Source organism: Cytobacillus sp. FSL K6-0129 (assembly GCF_038007625.1).
Lineage (GTDB): Bacteria > Bacillota > Bacilli > Bacillales > Cytobacillaceae > Cytobacillus > Cytobacillus kochii.
In genome coordinates this window covers 2,761,103-2,776,740 of record NZ_JBBOXM010000001.1, presented here as the reverse complement: position 1 = coordinate 2,776,740, position 15,638 = coordinate 2,761,103, and the positions used below count along the sequence as shown (strand labels likewise).

17 protein-coding genes are annotated in these 15,638 nt (G+C 38.9%); 11 read left to right on the top strand and 6 right to left on the bottom strand.

Annotated elements, in window-relative coordinates; genetic code table 11:
- The first annotated feature begins 52 nt into the window (after positions 1-52).
- Entirely contained in the window at positions 53-337 is a 285-nt protein-coding gene (locus MHI57_RS13865; protein WP_157733858.1) for a YwdI family protein, read from the top strand.
- A gap of 62 nt (positions 338-399) precedes the next feature.
- The gene (locus tag MHI57_RS13860; protein WP_095371531.1) at positions 400-771 is read left to right on the top strand and encodes a DUF423 domain-containing protein; all 372 of its coding nucleotides are present in this window, start codon (positions 400-402) and stop codon (positions 769-771) included.
- A 327-nt stretch (positions 772-1,098) separates the two neighbouring features.
- Here the strand turns inward: MHI57_RS13860 and gerQ are convergent, their stop codons facing one another.
- From gerQ to hemQ, 3 genes are all read right to left on the bottom strand, one after another.
- On the bottom strand, positions 1,099-1,539 hold the full coding sequence (gerQ, locus tag MHI57_RS13855) for a spore coat protein GerQ (protein ID WP_322909852.1): 441 nt from the start codon (positions 1,537-1,539) through the stop codon (positions 1,099-1,101).
- 20 nt (positions 1,540-1,559) lie between these two features.
- Positions 1,560-1,982 (bottom strand): cell wall hydrolase, encoded by a 423-nt coding sequence (locus tag MHI57_RS13850; protein ID WP_095371533.1) that lies wholly within the window; start codon positions 1,980-1,982, stop codon positions 1,560-1,562.
- 135 nt (positions 1,983-2,117) lie between these two features.
- The gene (gene hemQ, locus MHI57_RS13845; protein ID WP_095371534.1) at positions 2,118-2,870 is read right to left on the bottom strand and encodes a hydrogen peroxide-dependent heme synthase; all 753 of its coding nucleotides are present in this window, start codon (positions 2,868-2,870) and stop codon (positions 2,118-2,120) included.
- A gap of 289 nt (positions 2,871-3,159) precedes the next feature.
- On the opposite strand from hemQ, the gene pta reads away from it, so the two are divergent.
- Both pta and MHI57_RS13835 read left to right on the top strand, forming a co-directional pair.
- Complete coding sequence (gene pta, locus MHI57_RS13840) at positions 3,160-4,137, top strand: phosphate acetyltransferase (protein ID WP_095371535.1); 978 nt, start codon at positions 3,160-3,162, stop codon at positions 4,135-4,137.
- Between the two features lie 27 nt (positions 4,138-4,164).
- Positions 4,165-5,007, top strand: a complete 843-nt coding sequence (locus tag MHI57_RS13835) for a lipoate--protein ligase family protein (protein ID WP_307316546.1) — start codon at positions 4,165-4,167, stop codon at positions 5,005-5,007.
- 212 nt (positions 5,008-5,219) lie between these two features.
- On the opposite strand, the gene MHI57_RS13830 is transcribed toward MHI57_RS13835, so the two are convergent.
- Complete coding sequence (locus tag MHI57_RS13830) at positions 5,220-5,951, bottom strand: RsfA family transcriptional regulator (RefSeq protein WP_095371537.1); 732 nt, start codon at positions 5,949-5,951, stop codon at positions 5,220-5,222.
- Positions 5,952-6,307: 356 nt separating this feature from the next.
- Here MHI57_RS13830 and MHI57_RS13825 point away from each other — a divergent pair, with 356 nt between their 5' ends.
- The 3 genes from MHI57_RS13825 (at position 6,308) to MHI57_RS13815 (ending at position 9,044) form a co-directional block, all read left to right on the top strand.
- Positions 6,308-7,609, top strand: a complete 1,302-nt coding sequence (locus tag MHI57_RS13825; protein WP_095371539.1) for an HD domain-containing protein — start codon at positions 6,308-6,310, stop codon at positions 7,607-7,609.
- A 45-nt stretch (positions 7,610-7,654) separates the two neighbouring features.
- Positions 7,655-8,167, top strand: a complete 513-nt coding sequence (locus MHI57_RS13820) for a YwgA family protein (RefSeq protein WP_095371540.1) — start codon at positions 7,655-7,657, stop codon at positions 8,165-8,167.
- Between the two features lie 127 nt (positions 8,168-8,294).
- Entirely contained in the window at positions 8,295-9,044 is a 750-nt protein-coding gene (locus MHI57_RS13815) for a hypothetical protein (RefSeq protein ID WP_340976875.1), read from the top strand.
- Positions 9,045-9,448: 404 nt separating this feature from the next.
- Here MHI57_RS13815 and MHI57_RS13810 read toward each other — a convergent pair whose 3' ends face one another.
- Positions 9,449-9,634, bottom strand: a complete 186-nt coding sequence (locus MHI57_RS13810) for a 2-hydroxymuconate tautomerase (protein WP_095371543.1) — start codon at positions 9,632-9,634, stop codon at positions 9,449-9,451.
- Positions 9,635-9,856: 222 nt separating this feature from the next.
- Between MHI57_RS13810 and MHI57_RS13805 the strand changes: the two genes are divergently transcribed.
- Both MHI57_RS13805 and MHI57_RS13800 read left to right on the top strand, forming a co-directional pair.
- Entirely contained in the window at positions 9,857-10,513 is a 657-nt protein-coding gene (locus MHI57_RS13805; protein ID WP_224936793.1) for a site-2 protease family protein, read from the top strand.
- A gap of 18 nt (positions 10,514-10,531) precedes the next feature.
- On the top strand, positions 10,532-11,038 hold the full coding sequence (locus MHI57_RS13800; protein WP_095371545.1) for a YwhD family protein: 507 nt from the start codon (positions 10,532-10,534) through the stop codon (positions 11,036-11,038).
- Between the two features lie 195 nt (positions 11,039-11,233).
- On the opposite strand, the gene MHI57_RS13795 is transcribed toward MHI57_RS13800, so the two are convergent.
- Entirely contained in the window at positions 11,234-13,312 is a 2,079-nt protein-coding gene (locus tag MHI57_RS13795; RefSeq protein WP_340976870.1) for a transglycosylase domain-containing protein, read from the bottom strand.
- A 397-nt stretch (positions 13,313-13,709) separates the two neighbouring features.
- On the opposite strand from MHI57_RS13795, the gene speE reads away from it, so the two are divergent.
- The gene (speE, locus tag MHI57_RS13790) at positions 13,710-14,537 is read left to right on the top strand and encodes a spermidine synthase (protein WP_322909847.1); all 828 of its coding nucleotides are present in this window, start codon (positions 13,710-13,712) and stop codon (positions 14,535-14,537) included.
- Between the two features lie 12 nt (positions 14,538-14,549).
- Positions 14,550-15,422 (top strand): agmatinase, encoded by an 873-nt coding sequence (speB, locus tag MHI57_RS13785; RefSeq protein WP_095371548.1) that lies wholly within the window; start codon positions 14,550-14,552, stop codon positions 15,420-15,422.
- Positions 15,423-15,638 lie beyond the last annotated feature (216 nt).

Here is a 15,638-nt window from a genome sequence, read left to right as displayed (position 1 = left end):
AGAACTGATACACTATAAGAAGAAAAAGATGGTAGATGAAGTAGGTGAATACATGAGTATTTCAATCGAGAAAATGCTAAGTAAAATGGAAGCTGAGATTAGTGAGGCGAAGGGGTTAAATGAATCGGCAGTAAGAGAAAGAGTCCATGCTATTAAAACGTTGTGTGAAGTGATTCTTGATCAACAATCAACGGGAGCAGTCCGGGCGGCGCAAACGCAGCAACAACCGATGGTAACTACCCAGACGAATATCCCCAGTCCTCAACAGGTAAGCCTGAATGAAAAACCAATGAAAATGGGTGATGAGGCAAACGGTGAGTCAATTTTTGACTTTTAAGGAGTGGCTTTGCTTTACCTGTTATACTAAATATATACTTAAAAGAAAGAGGCTGAAAATAAATGAAGCTTTTCATCATTATTGGGGCGATTTTTGCCTTTCTAGCAGTTGCATTTGGTGCATTTGGTGCCCATGCTTTAGAAGGTAAAGTAGTAGGCAAGTATATGGATAATTGGCAAACGGCTGTACAATATCAAATGTTCCATGCTATTGGAATTTTTATTGTTGCTTTATTATTATCGAAAATGCCAGACTCTTCCTTATTAACTTGGTCGGGCTGGTTAATGGCATTTGGTATCTTATTTTTCTCTGGAAGTTTATATATCTTAGCATTAACGAAAATATCCATATTAGGCGCCATTACACCTATTGGTGGTGTAGCATTCCTTGTAGGTTGGGTACTTATTCTTGTATTTGCTGTAAAACACCTATAATAATGAAGGGCTGAACATTTATGATGTTCAGCCCTTTTTCAAAAGAAAGTATAAAATTGTTCAATGAGTTATCATGTCTAGCTCCAGCGTCATGGAGCTCGAGGTCATAAGTCAAAGCTGTCTATGAGGTAAAGGACAACCTCACAGCCATCTTCGTCTTATGCTTGTCGCTCCAGAGCGAGCCGCTTCCGCTTTTCATCATGTCTAGCTCCAGCGTCATGGAGCTCGAGGTCATAAGTCAAAGCTGTCAAAAAAGTTAAAGAACAACCTTTCCGCCGTCTCGTCTTATGCTTGTCGCCGAAAGGCGGGCGCCTTCCGCTTTTCTGCTTACCTTGGGTTGTATTGTGTTAATTGTGCTGGATAATAGTATTCAATCTCCTCAGGAAAAACAACATAATCTAAATAAATCATTGGGATTAAGTAGCGCTCACCCGTTTCGGGGTCACTAATAATGACATGATCACGTCCAGCTGCTTCAATGATTCCTTTAAACACTTTGGCATTCCATTGTGAATTATTTTCAAATGTTGTATAAATGGATGCAAGCTTGCCGCGATTTAATCTGAGAATATTTTCAATAAAGGATTGTTCCATTGGCAGTTGACCTGTTGTTTGACCTTGAACGTTTGTTGGCATCCCTTGTGTTGGTATGTTTACTTGAGGTGGTTGAGTGTTGTAATTCTGTTGAGGCTGCTGCTGATATTGGTTGCTGTATTGCTGTTGTTGTTGGGGATACCCACCATAATAAGGATAACCTTGTTGAGTCATTGCACTTCCCTCCAAATAAATTAATAAACAGATGGGCAATCTGATTCGGTAGGGATATAGAAACAGTGTGATTTGAACCTACCTGAATTCCATTGGTTATACCATTGTGCTGGACAATCGCCACCTGGTCTAAAAAACCATAAAGCATTACTAGCAGGGTGTTGCCTTTCGCCTTTTAAAACTCTTCTTGCTAAGTTCAATTCATTCGATCGTGCCGCTTGATAAAAATAGCCTTTCTGCGTTGCTTCAAACCCACCAGGATTTTGAAAAACCATTTGCCTAATGGATGTAATGTCTTTAAAATCCAAGCAATTACCAAGGACGCGATTGACGCCGACATTGCCAACCATTAACATACCAAGATTTCCTTCACCTTCTGCTTCTGCACGCAAAAGTCTTGCTAGTAGCTTTACATCTGCTTCTGTGTAGGCTATCACGCCCATACAATCACCTCTTAAAAGTTTTGCCATGTTGCTAGATAGAGGCTTATTCATAAACTCACTATTTATAACTATGTATAAGCCTTTTCTTTTATGACAAAAAAACTCCCGCCAATAAATTGACGGGAACAATATCGATTAATTAACATGTAAAAACTTACTTAAGCCACTTTCTGGTAATAGGTTGCCTACATAGAAGGCACCGAACTCTCCGTAACGAGCACTTACTTCATCAAAACGCATTTCGTATACGAGCTTTTTGAATTGTAGCACATCGTCGGCAAATAAAGTGACGCCCCACTCATAATCGTCAAATCCAACTGAGCCAGTGATGATTTGTTTAACTTTGCCAGCATAAGAGCGCCCGATGAGACCATGGCTGCGCATTAATTCACGACGTTGATCCATTGGGAGCATATACCAGTTATCCTCACCTTGTCTACGCTTATCCATTGGATAGAAACAAACATATTTCGCTTGTGGAAGTGTTGGATATAGTCGACTTCTCACATGAGGATTCTGATAAGGGTCTTCATTAGAATCTCCTGCCATATAGTTACTTAATTCTACGACAGAAACATAAGAGAAAGTCGGAATCGTATATTCTGCTAATTTTGTTTTATTGAATTCGTTTTCTAGCTCATTTAATTCTTCCATTGTTGGGCGTAAAAGCATCATCATAAAGTCTGCTTTTTGACCGACAATTGTATATAGTGCATGGCTACCTTGCTCGGCAGCTTGCGTGGTGTTCCATTTATCAACCAGTGATAGAAATTCGTGAATAGCGGCTTCACGCTCATCGCTAGAAATCATTTTCCATGTAGTCCAATCGATGGCACGGAAGTCATGGAGACAATACCAGCCGTCAAGAGTTTTTGCTGCTTCGTTCATTGTCATCGCTCCTCATATATGTACTATTTACTTCATGTTTACTATACCATAGTTTAGCCAGCAAACCACACGATTAAAACTAGCTAGTGTTGATTAGTTATTTTGCTTAATGGATAGGTTATAAGTATGATATGAATGAAGAGCTTCAGTGCACTGTTTTATTTAAGAGAATTCATTTTTTAGAATTAACCGACATTTGCCTTTTCTATTGCTATTTAACGAGCGGTCTATTGTAATGGAAGAAGAGAAGAAATAATTGCATTTAAATGATTAATTGGAGGGGCTTAATATGAGCAACTTATTTGAAATAATGAAAGCAAAAATAAACGGGAAGAGCTTGAAAATCGTTTTTCCTGAAGGTACAGACGATAGAATTCTTATTGCTGCCAGTCGCTTAGCTGAGGAAGGCATTCTTGTACCTATTTTACTTGGAGATGAAGAGGGAATTACTAATCAGGCCACTAAATTAGGGGTTTCTTTAGAAAATTGTACAATCATTGACCCAAAAAATAGTGAGTATATGGATGAATTGCTTCCTGTATTCGTCGACCGGAGAAAAGGGAAAGTAACAGCGGAAGCAGCAAAGGAAATTCTTTTGGATGAAAACTATTTTGGAACGATGCTTGTTTATGCAAACAAAGCGGACGGCTTGGTAAGTGGAGCGGCACATTCAACAGCAGACACTGTCAGACCGGCATTACAAATCATTAAAACAAAAGCAGGGGTGAAAAGGACCTCTGGTGTATTTATTATGGTTCGTGGGGAAGAACAATATGTTTTTGCTGACTGTGCGATCAATATTTCCCCTGATGCAGAAGGATTAGCAGAAATCGCTGTAGAGAGTGCAAAAACAGCAAAAATGATGGATATTGATCCTCGTGTGGCTATGTTGAGCTTTTCGACAAAAGGATCTGCAAATTCTCCAGAAACTGATAAGGTCATTGAGGCAGTAACTATGGCAAAAGAAAAAAATTCAGAGCTTGTCATTGATGGAGAGCTTCAGTTTGACGCAGCGTTCGTACCTTCTGTCGCAGAGAAAAAAGCGCCGGGTTCACCAATCAATGGACAAGCAAATGTCTTTGTATTCCCAAGCCTCGAAGCAGGAAATATTGGCTATAAGTTAGCGCAAAGATTAGGTGGATTTGAAGCGGTAGGTCCGATTTTACAAGGTTTGAATCAACCGGTTAATGATCTTTCCCGCGGTTGTAATGAGGAAGATGTCTATAAGCTTGCGATTATTACGGCTAGCCAAGCTTTAGTCGAATAGTTCTTAAATGGTAAAGGAGCAGAAGGAATGGAAGAGGCTTTAAATTTATTAGAACAAAAAGAATGGCGTATAATTGATCAGTCGCAATCAGGGCGATTTGTCAGTGCACTTCACTCTTTCGGTATGGATGATACTTTATGCGCTTCGGTTGGGGCGGGACTCTCTCCTGCTACTGCGAGAAGCTGGGTGCATGACCGCACAATCGTACTTGGTATTCAAGATACAAAACTGCCTTTTATTAACGCAGGGGTTCAATTTTTACAGCAACAAGGTTATGACTGTATTGTGCGGAATTCAGGTGGGCTTGCGGTTGTTCTCGATGAAGGTGTCTTGAATATTACTTTAGTGCTGCAGGAAACGGAAAAAGGTATTGATATTAACCGTGGATATGATGCGATGTGGTTTTTAGTGAAAGAAATGTTCGCCGATTTTCCCGTAGAAATTGAAGCGAAAGAGATCACCAAGTCCTACTGTCCGGGGAGTTATGATCTAAGCATTGGCGACCAGAAATTTGCAGGCATTTCACAACGCAGATTGAGAAAGGGTGTCGCTGTGCAAATCTACCTTTGTGTAAATGGCAGCGGCAGTGAACGAGCGCAGATCATTCAAGAATTTTACCGCATTAGTAAAGAGGATGAGAAGACTAAGTTTACTTATCCTGACATTGATCCAACAGTGATGGCTTCGCTAGCTGAACTACTCCAAACGGAATTCACCATAGAAGATGTGATGCTCCGCTTCCTACAAACATTAAAGAAACATAGTGGCACGCTTCATTCAGGTCAGTTAACCGTCACTGAAGCTCCAATGTTTGAAAACTATTTCGACCGTGTAGTCGATAGAAACGAAAAAATCATGAACAAGAAATAATATGGGTCCAGGCAACTCCCGAATAATTTGCAGATTTTAGAATGAAAACAGGTGCTCTTTTGCTCGTTTTACCACTGGTGGAGGGCCTATCAAATGTACGAATAAATCTTAATCTAGTAAGTCACGCTAAATAGAAAATAACTGAGTAAGCTGGTTCAGCCTTTTACTCAGTTATTTTTGTATGTGTTTGTGGTAAACCACAGTCTAATCATTTATTCTGCTAGTTTTTCTAAATTGCCATTACGATCCATTTTGAATTTAGTGGCGGTTCTTTCCTCATCATCTAAAATCGCTAATTTTCGAGCACGGTTCATAATATTCATTAATGTCTCGTAATCTTCTTGGATAGTGACACTATTCTGCTCTAGCTTGCTTACTCTTGCCGCTAATTCTTGGTTTCTAGCCTTTAAAGAAGCATTCTCGCGCTTAAGTCTTTCATTCTCATTTTTTAAGATATCCAGTTTAATACTTGAGTGACTTAATGATTCAAGGTATTGAATGACACTTGCCATCGTCATATTAGATGATGAAGTTTCCTCCGTTTTGAATACAGGTGTCTTCACTTCTTCAGTAGGAGCCGCATTAGGTGTTGTTACTTCAGGTTCTTCAAATAGCAAATCATTCATCGGCTCCATCGCTGTTTCTACGTCATCTAATGTAGGAACTGGTGGTGAATATAATAGTTTTTTCTTTCCACCTTGCTCTTTGCCAAGCATTCTTTGTCGTTGCTTTCGTTGTTTTTTTGCTAGTTGAAGGGCTTTTTCATATTGGTGCCGTACAACTGCATTCCAGCGAAACCCGCAAGCTGCTGATGTGCGATTCAACTTATCTCCAACTTCTTCAAATGCATTTAATTGCGTACTACCTTCACGGACATGCCTTAAAACCGTTTCTGCTAATAATAAATCATTTTCCTCTGACCATGCATCTTGACGTACTTTCATGATCTCAACTCCCTAAATTTTTATAATAGTTAAGCTTTAGCAATAGGATTGTCAAGAATACAAGGTTTTATACATTCTATGTTTGAAAGGATAGTAGAAGATGGTTTCTAATAGATACGTATGGTAAATCATGTTAAAAATGTCGAAAAAAATTCTCATTTCGCCAAAAAACAACTAGGACAGGGGTTCGTATGTGCAGGAGAGGTTGGTCTATTACATTCGGGGGGTGAAACAAGAGAAAGAGAAAGATATAATAGGGGAAGTAAAAAAAAACTGATGAAGAGCAATCAAATGTTTAAAGGTAAAAAAAGAAGTTAATATATTGGTTATGTCTATATAAAAAGGGAGGTGTCATGATGTCATATGCGACAGAAAAATTAACTGAAGAAAAGGTATTTAAAGATCCTGTTCACCGTTATATTCACGTGAAAGATCGTCTTATCTGGGATTTGATTGGTACTAAAGAATTCCAACGTCTAAGAAGGATTAAACAATTAGGAACAACCTTTCTTACCTTTCACGGAGCGGAACATAGCCGATTTAATCATTCGCTTGGTGTCTATGAAATTGTTAGGCGAATTGTCGATGATGTCTTCAAAGGACGTCCAGAGTGGAATGATGACGATCGTTTATTAACCCTTTGTGCAGCATTGTTACATGATTTAGGTCATGGGCCGTTCTCGCATTCTTTTGAAAAGGTATTTGGCTTAGATCATGAAAATTTTACAAAGAAAATTATTCTCAGTAACACAGAAGTCAACAATGTGTTAAGAAGAGTAAGTGATGATTTTCCAAAAAAAGTAGAAGAAATAATTGCGAAAACGTCTAAAAACAAATTAGTTATCAGTTTAATCTCTAGTCAAATTGATGCCGACCGGATGGATTACTTACAAAGAGATGCCTATTTTACAGGCGTGAGTTATGGTCATTTTGATATGGAACGTATTTTACGAGTGATGAGGCCAAGGGAAGACCAGGTTGTGATTAAACAAAGTGGCATGCATGCTGTTGAGGATTACATAATGAGTCGATACCAAATGTATTGGCAAGTGTATTTTCACCCTGTAACGAGAAGTGCAGAGGTGATCTTAACAAAAATACTCCATAGGGCAAAGGCTCTATATGAAGAATCTTATCAGTTCAAACAAGCCCCTGCTCATTTTTATTCTTTATTTAAAGGCGAAATAACGGTGGATGATTACATTCATCTGGATGAATCAATTGTTCTATACTATTTCCAAATGTGGCAGTGGGAAGAAGATGAGATTTTAAGTGATTTAGCGCAACGTTTCTTAGACCGTCATCTCTTTAAGTATGTTGAATTTGACCCAGCCAAGGAATATAAGAAACTGTCAGAGCTGTCTATCTTATTTTTAAAAGCGGGAATTGACCCTGAATATTACTTAGTTGTCGATTCTTCCTCTGATTTACCTTATGATTTTTATCGACCGGGTGAAGAAGAGGAGCGTTTACCGATTCATTTATTATCGAAAAATGGAGAGGTAAGGGAATTATCTCGGGAATCATCGATTGTTGATGCTATCTCAGGTAAAAGAAGGACCGATCATAAATTATACTATCCTGCCAATCTCCTTCATGATGAAGGGCCACATAAAGAGATTAAGAAACAAATACGAAAATTACTAGACTTAGAATAAAAAAGTTCGAATGGAACGTAATAAATAATTAGGAGATGAATCAATGTGCTGAAAGACCATGCAAAAATCATTCATGCCATTGCTGCCTCGGATGAAATTGTCGGCCGTAAAAAGCTACAAAAAATGATTTACATTGCAAAAAAAATCAATTACCCTTTTCATGAGAAATTTGCCTTTCACTTTTATGGACCTTATTCAGAAGAACTCACTCTTCGTATTGAAGAGCTATGCAATATGGGATTCTTGAATGAAATTAAAGAAAAAAAAGGTGGATACTATCAATATCGTTATACACTAACCGAATCGGGAACAGAATTTCTAGAATTAAATGAAGTAAGTATGCCTCATTTAAAAGACTGTCTCGTTGATATGAATGGCCAATCAGCAAGATTTCTAGAGCTAGTATCCACTGTCTTATACTTCGAGGAACTGCCTAAAGAAGAAGTAAAGGAAAAGATCTTCACGCTCAAAAGCAAACAACGATATACAGAAGAAGAGATTAACCAAGCTTATCACTATATCGATGCCTTAAATACAAAAGCCGCTATCCTATCATAGGAGCGGTCTTTTTAATATTGAGGTTGTTCATATATATGCTCGTGTGAAAATGATATTGCGTGCCTTAATCGGTAATATGAACTGAGTGCTTCTGTTTTGATGGATTAGAGTTTGTGAGTCACTCAAGTTGAGCAAAGAGAATGAGCGCTTCGTAAATGAAGTTTGTGAGTCACTCAAGTTGAGCAAAGAGAATGAGCGCTTCGCAAATGAAGTTTGCGAGTCACTCAAGGTGAGCAAAGAGAATGAGCGCTTCGCAAATGAAGTTTGTGAGTCACTCAAGTTGAGCAAAGAGAATGAGCGATTCGCAAAAGAAGTTTGTGAGTCACTCAAGTTGAGCAAAGAGAATGAGTGCTTCACAAATGAAGTTCGCGAGTCCCTCAAGTTGAGAAAAGAGAATGAGTGCTTCACAAATGAAGCTCGCGAGTCCCTCAAGTTGAGAAAAGAGACTGAGCGCTTCGCAAAAGAAGTTCGCGAGTCCCTCAAGTTGAGAAAAGAGAATGAGTGCTTCACAAATGAAGTTCGCGAGTCCCTCAGTAAGAGAAAAGGAACTGAGCGCTTCGCAAAAGAAGTTTGTGAGTCACTCAAGGTAAGAAAAGGAACTGAGCGCTTCGCAAAAGAAGTTTGTGAGTCCCTCAAGTTGAGAAAAGAGAATGAGTGCTTCACAAATGAAGTTCGCGAGTCACTCAAGTTGAGCAAAGAGAATGAGCGCTTCACAAATGAAGCTTGCGAGTCACTCAAGTTGAGCAAAGAGAATGAGCGCTTTGTAAATGAAGTTTGTGAGTCACTCAGGTTGAGCAAAGAGAATGAGTGCTTCACAAATGAAGTTCGCGAGTCACTCAGAAAGAAAAATGGAGATGAGAGCACAACTAAACCGTAAATATACACATATCTCATGCTGTATTTTTACGCTCTTACGATTTATAGTTATACACGCATAAAATTTAATTTGTTCCGGCTTCTCCTCACCCTGGGAAGTTTCTTTTCTTGTCTGAAAAGAAAACGTTGTATTTCCCTCAGAATTGGGTAGTTCTCTTAAATCTAATGGGATCCGGAAAGGAACGTTACAAAAAAAGGTGGCAGAGCCAAAGTTTGATTGGATTCGGTCGAAAATGAGTCAAAAAGAGGAAGCGAGATGGAATTTTGATATGGAGAACCTAGGCAAAATCAATAATAGTGTACAAGAACAATAGAGAATCCTACATTAAGGGATTCACCAAAAAAAATAACCGGCACCAATGAATAACTAACATTGTCAGTGCCGATATATTTTAATCTTGTATTTTATTGGTCGCTCAGACGCTTGCCACCAACAGCGTAATGGTTCTTGCTCATTTCTTCGATAAATACAGTGATTTTTTCATTTGGAGCACCTGTTGTTTCGCTCACGGCTACTGTGACTTTTTCTACGAGTGCTTTCTTTTGATCTTCTGTACGTCCTTCAAGCATTTTAACAGTTACGTATGGCATAAGTTCTTCCTCCTAAATGAATTCGCGCTGTTTCTGAACAACGATTATTTTAAGTTTTCCATATTTTCTTCATTTAGACAAGCAAATTTATAGTAGCGCATGATTTCCTTATTGCAGGAATGATGCGTTATACTTTAATATGTATGACAAAGATAAGGTTTACATATGGTTAATGAAAAGGTATAAAACACTCATTCATGAGTTAAAAAAGGGGATTAAAGTGTGGAACAATTCTTAGCCTATCCACTTAGGGATATTCCCTATGTAGCTATCACGTTAATTATTGCCTTCACTCTTCATGAGCTTGCCCATGCGTGGGTCGCCTATAAATTTGGTGATCCCACGGCAAAAAATCAAGGCAGATTGACGTTGAATCCCATTAGTCATTTAGATCCGATTGGGACACTCTTAATTTTTATAGCGGGTTTTGGGTGGGCGAGACCAGTCCCTGTTAACCGCTTCTTTTTTAAAAATCCGAGGCTTGCTGGTGTATGCGTTTCTTTAGCTGGTCCATTGAGTAATTTTGTTTTGGCTACATTTGCTTTAGGTTTATGGTATTGGTTAATTGGAAATGGTTATACAGTGCCGGAGTCGTTGCTCGCGTTTCTCAATATTTTTATTGGTCTAAATATGCTTCTTTTCATATTTAATTTAATCCCTTTGCCGCCTTTAGATGGCTATCGGGTGATTGCAGATTTAGTACCAAATGATTGGCGAGCGAAGATGACGTCAATTGAGAATTATGGAGGTCTTATTTTTCTCATCCTTGTGATTACACCGCTCAGTCAATATACGATTAGCCCTATCCTGAATACATTACTTCCAGCGATTATGGAAAACCTAAGCGCATTCTTTTATACATTATTTGTGAGATCATAGATGAAGGAGGAGTTTCAAATGGCAGAGAATAAGAAAAAAATGGAGTTTAATATTATTAAAAGTGACCCAACTGAGGGGCATGGTGGATTCGGGGCCGGTGCTTTTAGTTTAGATAATGTTTCGCCGGTTATTATAGATGTCAATGAAAAAGAGGCTTCAATCGAGGTTGGGGCAATGCATGCCCGCAGCCCACAAGAAAAAGGCATTAAGTTTTTAAAAACAAAAGAAGAAGTCCCTAATGGTAAGCCATACTGGTTAATCTGGGTAACGGTAGAACGTGGAGCAGAAGGTACGTATTATGCGGGTGTAACAGCTTGTGAGTTTACAGTTGATCGATCAATTAGAAGAGGGTATAAGTCACTTCCTGAACATGTGAATCGAATGGATAAATCAATTAAAGGTCAAGTGATCGTGGATCATATGGATGTTTCTTCTAAAGAAGTATTAGCTAAATTCCTACAAGATTATGATGCAGGTATGTGGGAGAGATCATCAGAACAACTAAAAACAGATTTGCAAGCATAAGAGACAAATTCAGCCATAATTGTGGCGTATTTGTGACAGTTTATTGAAGGAATTTACAAAGTATTGCTTCAAGTGGATAAAAAAAGTAAACTTAATATTAGTGCAAAGCACTGTATAGAACTAGGACACGAAAAACCTCGACAGCTACTGTCGAGGTTTTTCATTATTTCTACTATTGTCATGTTTGTGTGCGAATTATGAAGTCCATGGTAATATCTTCTTGTACCAAGGCTTTTTTTCCTTAGGGGCTGGCTCTTTCTCTTTTTGTTTTTCCTCTGCTTGGTATTCAGGCAGGTGAAGCGAACAGTATTCAGTTGGTTCGGTTCCCTTAATAAAGTAGGTAAAACGTTTGACAGGGCAATTTTCTGTTGCTAGTTTGCCAGTGGAAGGTTCAACATAAACGCCTACTGTATTTTTTGTTGGTGTGAACTGGCGGATTGGTAGGCCCTGGTGCGCATCTTCCATATAATTCCCCCAAATTTCCTTTGCAAACGCCTTTTCCTTCACAAGGTCGATCGTTTGATTATCATCGTAACCTGTCCATACAGCAGTAACGAGCTGGGGAGAGAATCCAGCCATCCAGCTATCAGTCTCCGTCGAACCAGATTTTGCTGCGTATGGTCTTGTGAGTTGATTGCTAATAGTAGATCCAGTCACACTAGCATATCCATTTAATGTCTGATCAAAAATGCCCGTCATCATCTCTGTTACGACAAAAGCTGTATCCTCATCTAATACTTGCTCATGTGACCCCTTAGCCTCGTAAAGGACATCGCCCTTATAATCCTCAACTCTTGTTATAAAAACAGGGTCAGTACGCTTCCCACCATTAGCTAACATGCTGTATGCATTGGCAAGCTCTGTTACTCTTAATCCGGATGTACCCAGGGCGAGTGAAGGGACTTTGGCCATCTTAGACTGAATACCAAAATCTTTAGCGGTCTTAACGAGTGTTTCTTCACCTAAAAAAAGGTGGGTTTTCACAGCATATATATTATCCGAGAGCGCTAGTGCCTGCGCCATTGTTATATCCCCATCTGCATACTTATTATTATAATTATGAGGTGCATATGTTGATTGTCCATCGTCAAACCGAAAAGTAGTAGGTTTGCTCATTACTGTTGATGCTGGTGTAAATCCTTGTTTAATGGCCGCGTAATATAAAAGGGGCTTCATCGTAGATCCAGGCTGTCTAATCGCTTGTAAAGCTCTATTAAATGAGCTCTCTTCATAATCTGTTCCTCCAACCATGGCTTCTACATGTCCATTTTTAGGATTCATTGATACAAGCCCGACTTGCATTGAAGTATCTTCTGTCATCACTTCTTCAATTGTTTTCTCTGCTATCTCTTGTTTTTGGCGATCTAGTGTTGTGTAAACTCGTAATCCACCAAGTTCAATCATTCTTTCATCAAGGTCTAATTGGGATTTTAGTACGGCTTTGACTGCATCTTGAAAGTAGGGGGCAACAGTGTTCACGTAATATTGATGCTCACCAACGAAAGTAAGCTCTTCATTGAAAGCATTTGCCATTTCCTTTTTCGTAATATATTGATTCCCTACCATAGAAGTTAAGATTAACTTTTGCCTTTGTTTCGCTTTCTCAAATGAGGCAAGAGGTGAATAGGCACTTGGTCCTTTTGGAATACCTGCGAGCATAGCGGATTCGGCTAAAGTTAAATCAGCTGCATCTTTTCCAAAATAAAACTGACTAGCTGCTTGTGCACCGTAAGCCCTGTTACCGTAATAGATTGTATTTAAATAGCCTTCTAGTATTTGCTCTTTTGTGTAACTCATTTCTATTCTTAGGGTATAAAACGCTTCTTTTATTTTCCTTGTCCACGTTTTATCTTGATCGAGAAAGAGGTTTTTAGCGTATTGCTGACTAATAGTACTCGCACCTTGTACCTTTGCCATTGCTTTGAGGTCTGCCAGCAAGGCGCCAGCAATTCTTTTATAATCAAAGCCATGATGTTCATAAAAACTCTGATCCTCAATCGCGATCGTCGCATGAATTAAGTCTGGGGAAATATCAGTAATATCTGCCCAATACCTTTTCTCCCCTGTGTGACTTTCACCAATAATAGACTCGTCACTTGCCATATATAAAGTGGATTGTGGTACGGCAAGTGGTGGTGGACCTAAAATTTTGGCATAAATGAAAATACCGATGAGCAGGCAGACCATTAACGCTAAACCTATTAAGCTACAAATGACGAGTGCTCGCAAATATTTACCTGCATTTCTAAAGCGCTGATTTGTCATGATTTCCACATATACCACCCCCATTTTAATGTGCTTCGTTTACATATAGTATTGAAAACTATAGGGTATTTTAAACATGCATATTTGTGATTACACGAATATCTAAAGTCTGCATGAAAACCCCCCGATTGGGTCAAACATGAATAGTAGAGAGAGCCAGGTCAGCAAACATCTACATCGGTTCAATCATATAGCTGAAACGCCAAAGACTGTTCCGATTTCACAATGAATGAGTGCGAAGATTCTATTAGCCCATTCCTCTTTTTAGCGGGTATCTGCTTTTTAACAAAATTTTCACTTGCAATTTTGCTAGAATCCTCTATACTTTTCTCATGTTTGTCATTTTGCTTTTCGGGAACGATAAGGTTAAATGAGGCACTTTTTTAATAGAAAGGATTGAAGAATAATGAGCATTTGGTTTACTGAAAAACAAACAGAGAACTTCGGTATCACGATGAAGGTGAATCGAACTTTACATACGGAACAGACAGATTTTCAAAAGCTAGACATGGTAGAAACAGAAGAGTGGGGCAATATGCTTCTTCTTGATGATATGGTCATGACTTCTGTGAAGGATGAGTTTGTTTATCATGAAATGGTCGCTCATGTGCCTTTATTTACTCACCCAAACCCTGAGAATATCCTCGTTGTCGGTGGTGGAGACGGAGGCGTTATTCGTGAAGTGTTAAAGCACCCTAGCGTGAAAAAGGCGACACTTGTAGATATTGATGGGAAGGTTATTGAATTCTCGAAAAAATACTTGCCAGAAATTGCAGGAAAGCTTGAAGACCCGCGTGTAGAAGTAAAAGTGGGCGACGGCTTCATGCATATTGCTGAAAGTGAAAACGAATATGACGTTATTATGGTCGATTCAACAGAACCAGTGGGTCCGGCAGTTAACTTATTTACTAAAGGTTTCTATGCAGGTATTGCTAAAGCATTGAAGGAAGATGGTTTATTCGTAGCGCAGTCAGATAATCCGTGGTTTAAAGCAGACTTAATCCGCAATGTTCAAAAGGATGTAAAAGAAATTTTCCCAATTACACGTCTGTATGTGGCGAATATCCCTACTTATCCTAGTGGATTATGGGCATTCACTATCGGTTCGAAAAAGCACGATCCACTAAAAGTAGAAGAAGAGCGTTTCCACGAAATTGAGACGAAATATTATACAAAAGAACTACATCAGGCTGCATTTGTACTACCGAAATTTGTTAAAGATTTAGTGGAATAAGGAGGGCTCACTATGCGTTTTGATGAAGCTTATTCAGGAAATGTGTTTATTAAAAGTCATCCGCATTATGAAGACAGCAGTGCTGTAATTTATGGGATGCCAATGGACTGGACAGTTAGTTATCGTCCGGGTTCAAGATTCGGCCCAACCAGAATAAGAGAAGTGTCCATCGGCCTTGAAGAGTATAGTCCTTATTTAGATCGAGATCTAGAAGAAGTGAAATTTTTCGATGCAGGAGATATTCCATTACCATTTGGAAACCCGCAAAAAAGTATCGATATGATAGAGGAATACATTGACGGACTACTTGCAGATAATAAATTCCCTATTGGTATGGGTGGGGAGCATTTAGTTAGCTGGCCAGTCATAAAGGCGATGTATAAGAAATACCCTGACTTAGCGATTATCCATATGGATGCACATACAGATTTACGAGACGATTACGAAGGCGAACCACTTTCTCATAGCACACCAATCAAGAAAGCGGCTAATCTCATTGGTCCAACAAACGTCTATTCATTTGGGATTCGTTCTGGGATGAAAGAAGAGTTTCAATGGGCTAAAGAAGTAGGGATGCATATTTCTAAATTTGAAGTATTAGCACCTTTGAAGGAAGTTTTGCCACAATTAGCTGGTCGTCCTGTCTATGTGACAATTGACATCGATGTCCTTGATCCTGCACATGCGCCGGGTACAGGTACTGTTGATGCTGGAGGCATTACTTCTAAGGAGCTTTTAGCCTCTATTCATGAAATTGCTCGTGCCAATGTGAATGTGGTTGGCTGTGACCTAGTTGAAGTGGCACCCATTTATGACCCTTCAGAACAAACTGCGAATACAGCTAGTAAGCTTATTCGTGAAATGATTTTAGGTTGGGTGAAATAAATTGATGATGCGAACAAATTCTATTATAGGAGAATTTGTTCGTTTTTTATTTGGTTTTGTGTGATATCTGGTGTTTAGTTCAAAAATACTAACTACGTGAAAAGCTTTATCATACGCTTTTCATCAGAAAAGTTCTGTGGATGCCCGTGGTATACTAGTGGTCAAAGTTGTTGTTGTATAATTATTCATGACTGGAAGATAACATTAATTTGTTTT

Bases quoted from the DNA above. Each gene is read 5' to 3' on its own strand.
- MHI57_RS13865 (WP_157733858.1), top strand. From the start codon at position 53: ATGAGTATTTCAATCGAGAAAATGCTAAGTAAAATGGAAGCTGAGATT.
- MHI57_RS13860 (WP_095371531.1), top strand. From the start codon at position 400: ATGAAGCTTTTCATCATTATTGGGGCGATTTTTGCCTTTCTAGCAGTT.
- gerQ (WP_322909852.1), bottom strand. From the start codon at position 1,539: ATGACTCAACAAGGTTATCCTTATTATGGTGGGTATCCCCAACAACAA.
- MHI57_RS13850 (WP_095371533.1), bottom strand. From the start codon at position 1,982: ATGGGCGTGATAGCCTACACAGAAGCAGATGTAAAGCTACTAGCAAGA.
- hemQ (WP_095371534.1), bottom strand. From the start codon at position 2,870: ATGAACGAAGCAGCAAAAACTCTTGACGGCTGGTATTGTCTCCATGAC.
- pta (WP_095371535.1), top strand. From the start codon at position 3,160: ATGAGCAACTTATTTGAAATAATGAAAGCAAAAATAAACGGGAAGAGC.
- MHI57_RS13835 (WP_307316546.1), top strand. From the start codon at position 4,165: ATGGAAGAGGCTTTAAATTTATTAGAACAAAAAGAATGGCGTATAATT.
- MHI57_RS13830 (WP_095371537.1), bottom strand. From the start codon at position 5,951: ATGAAAGTACGTCAAGATGCATGGTCAGAGGAAAATGATTTATTATTA.
- MHI57_RS13825 (WP_095371539.1), top strand. From the start codon at position 6,308: ATGTCATATGCGACAGAAAAATTAACTGAAGAAAAGGTATTTAAAGAT.
- MHI57_RS13810 (WP_095371543.1), bottom strand. From the start codon at position 9,634: ATGCCATACGTAACTGTTAAAATGCTTGAAGGACGTACAGAAGATCAA.
- MHI57_RS13800 (WP_095371545.1), top strand. From the start codon at position 10,532: ATGGCAGAGAATAAGAAAAAAATGGAGTTTAATATTATTAAAAGTGAC.
- speE (WP_322909847.1), top strand. From the start codon at position 13,710: ATGAGCATTTGGTTTACTGAAAAACAAACAGAGAACTTCGGTATCACG.
- speB (WP_095371548.1), top strand. From the start codon at position 14,550: ATGCGTTTTGATGAAGCTTATTCAGGAAATGTGTTTATTAAAAGTCAT.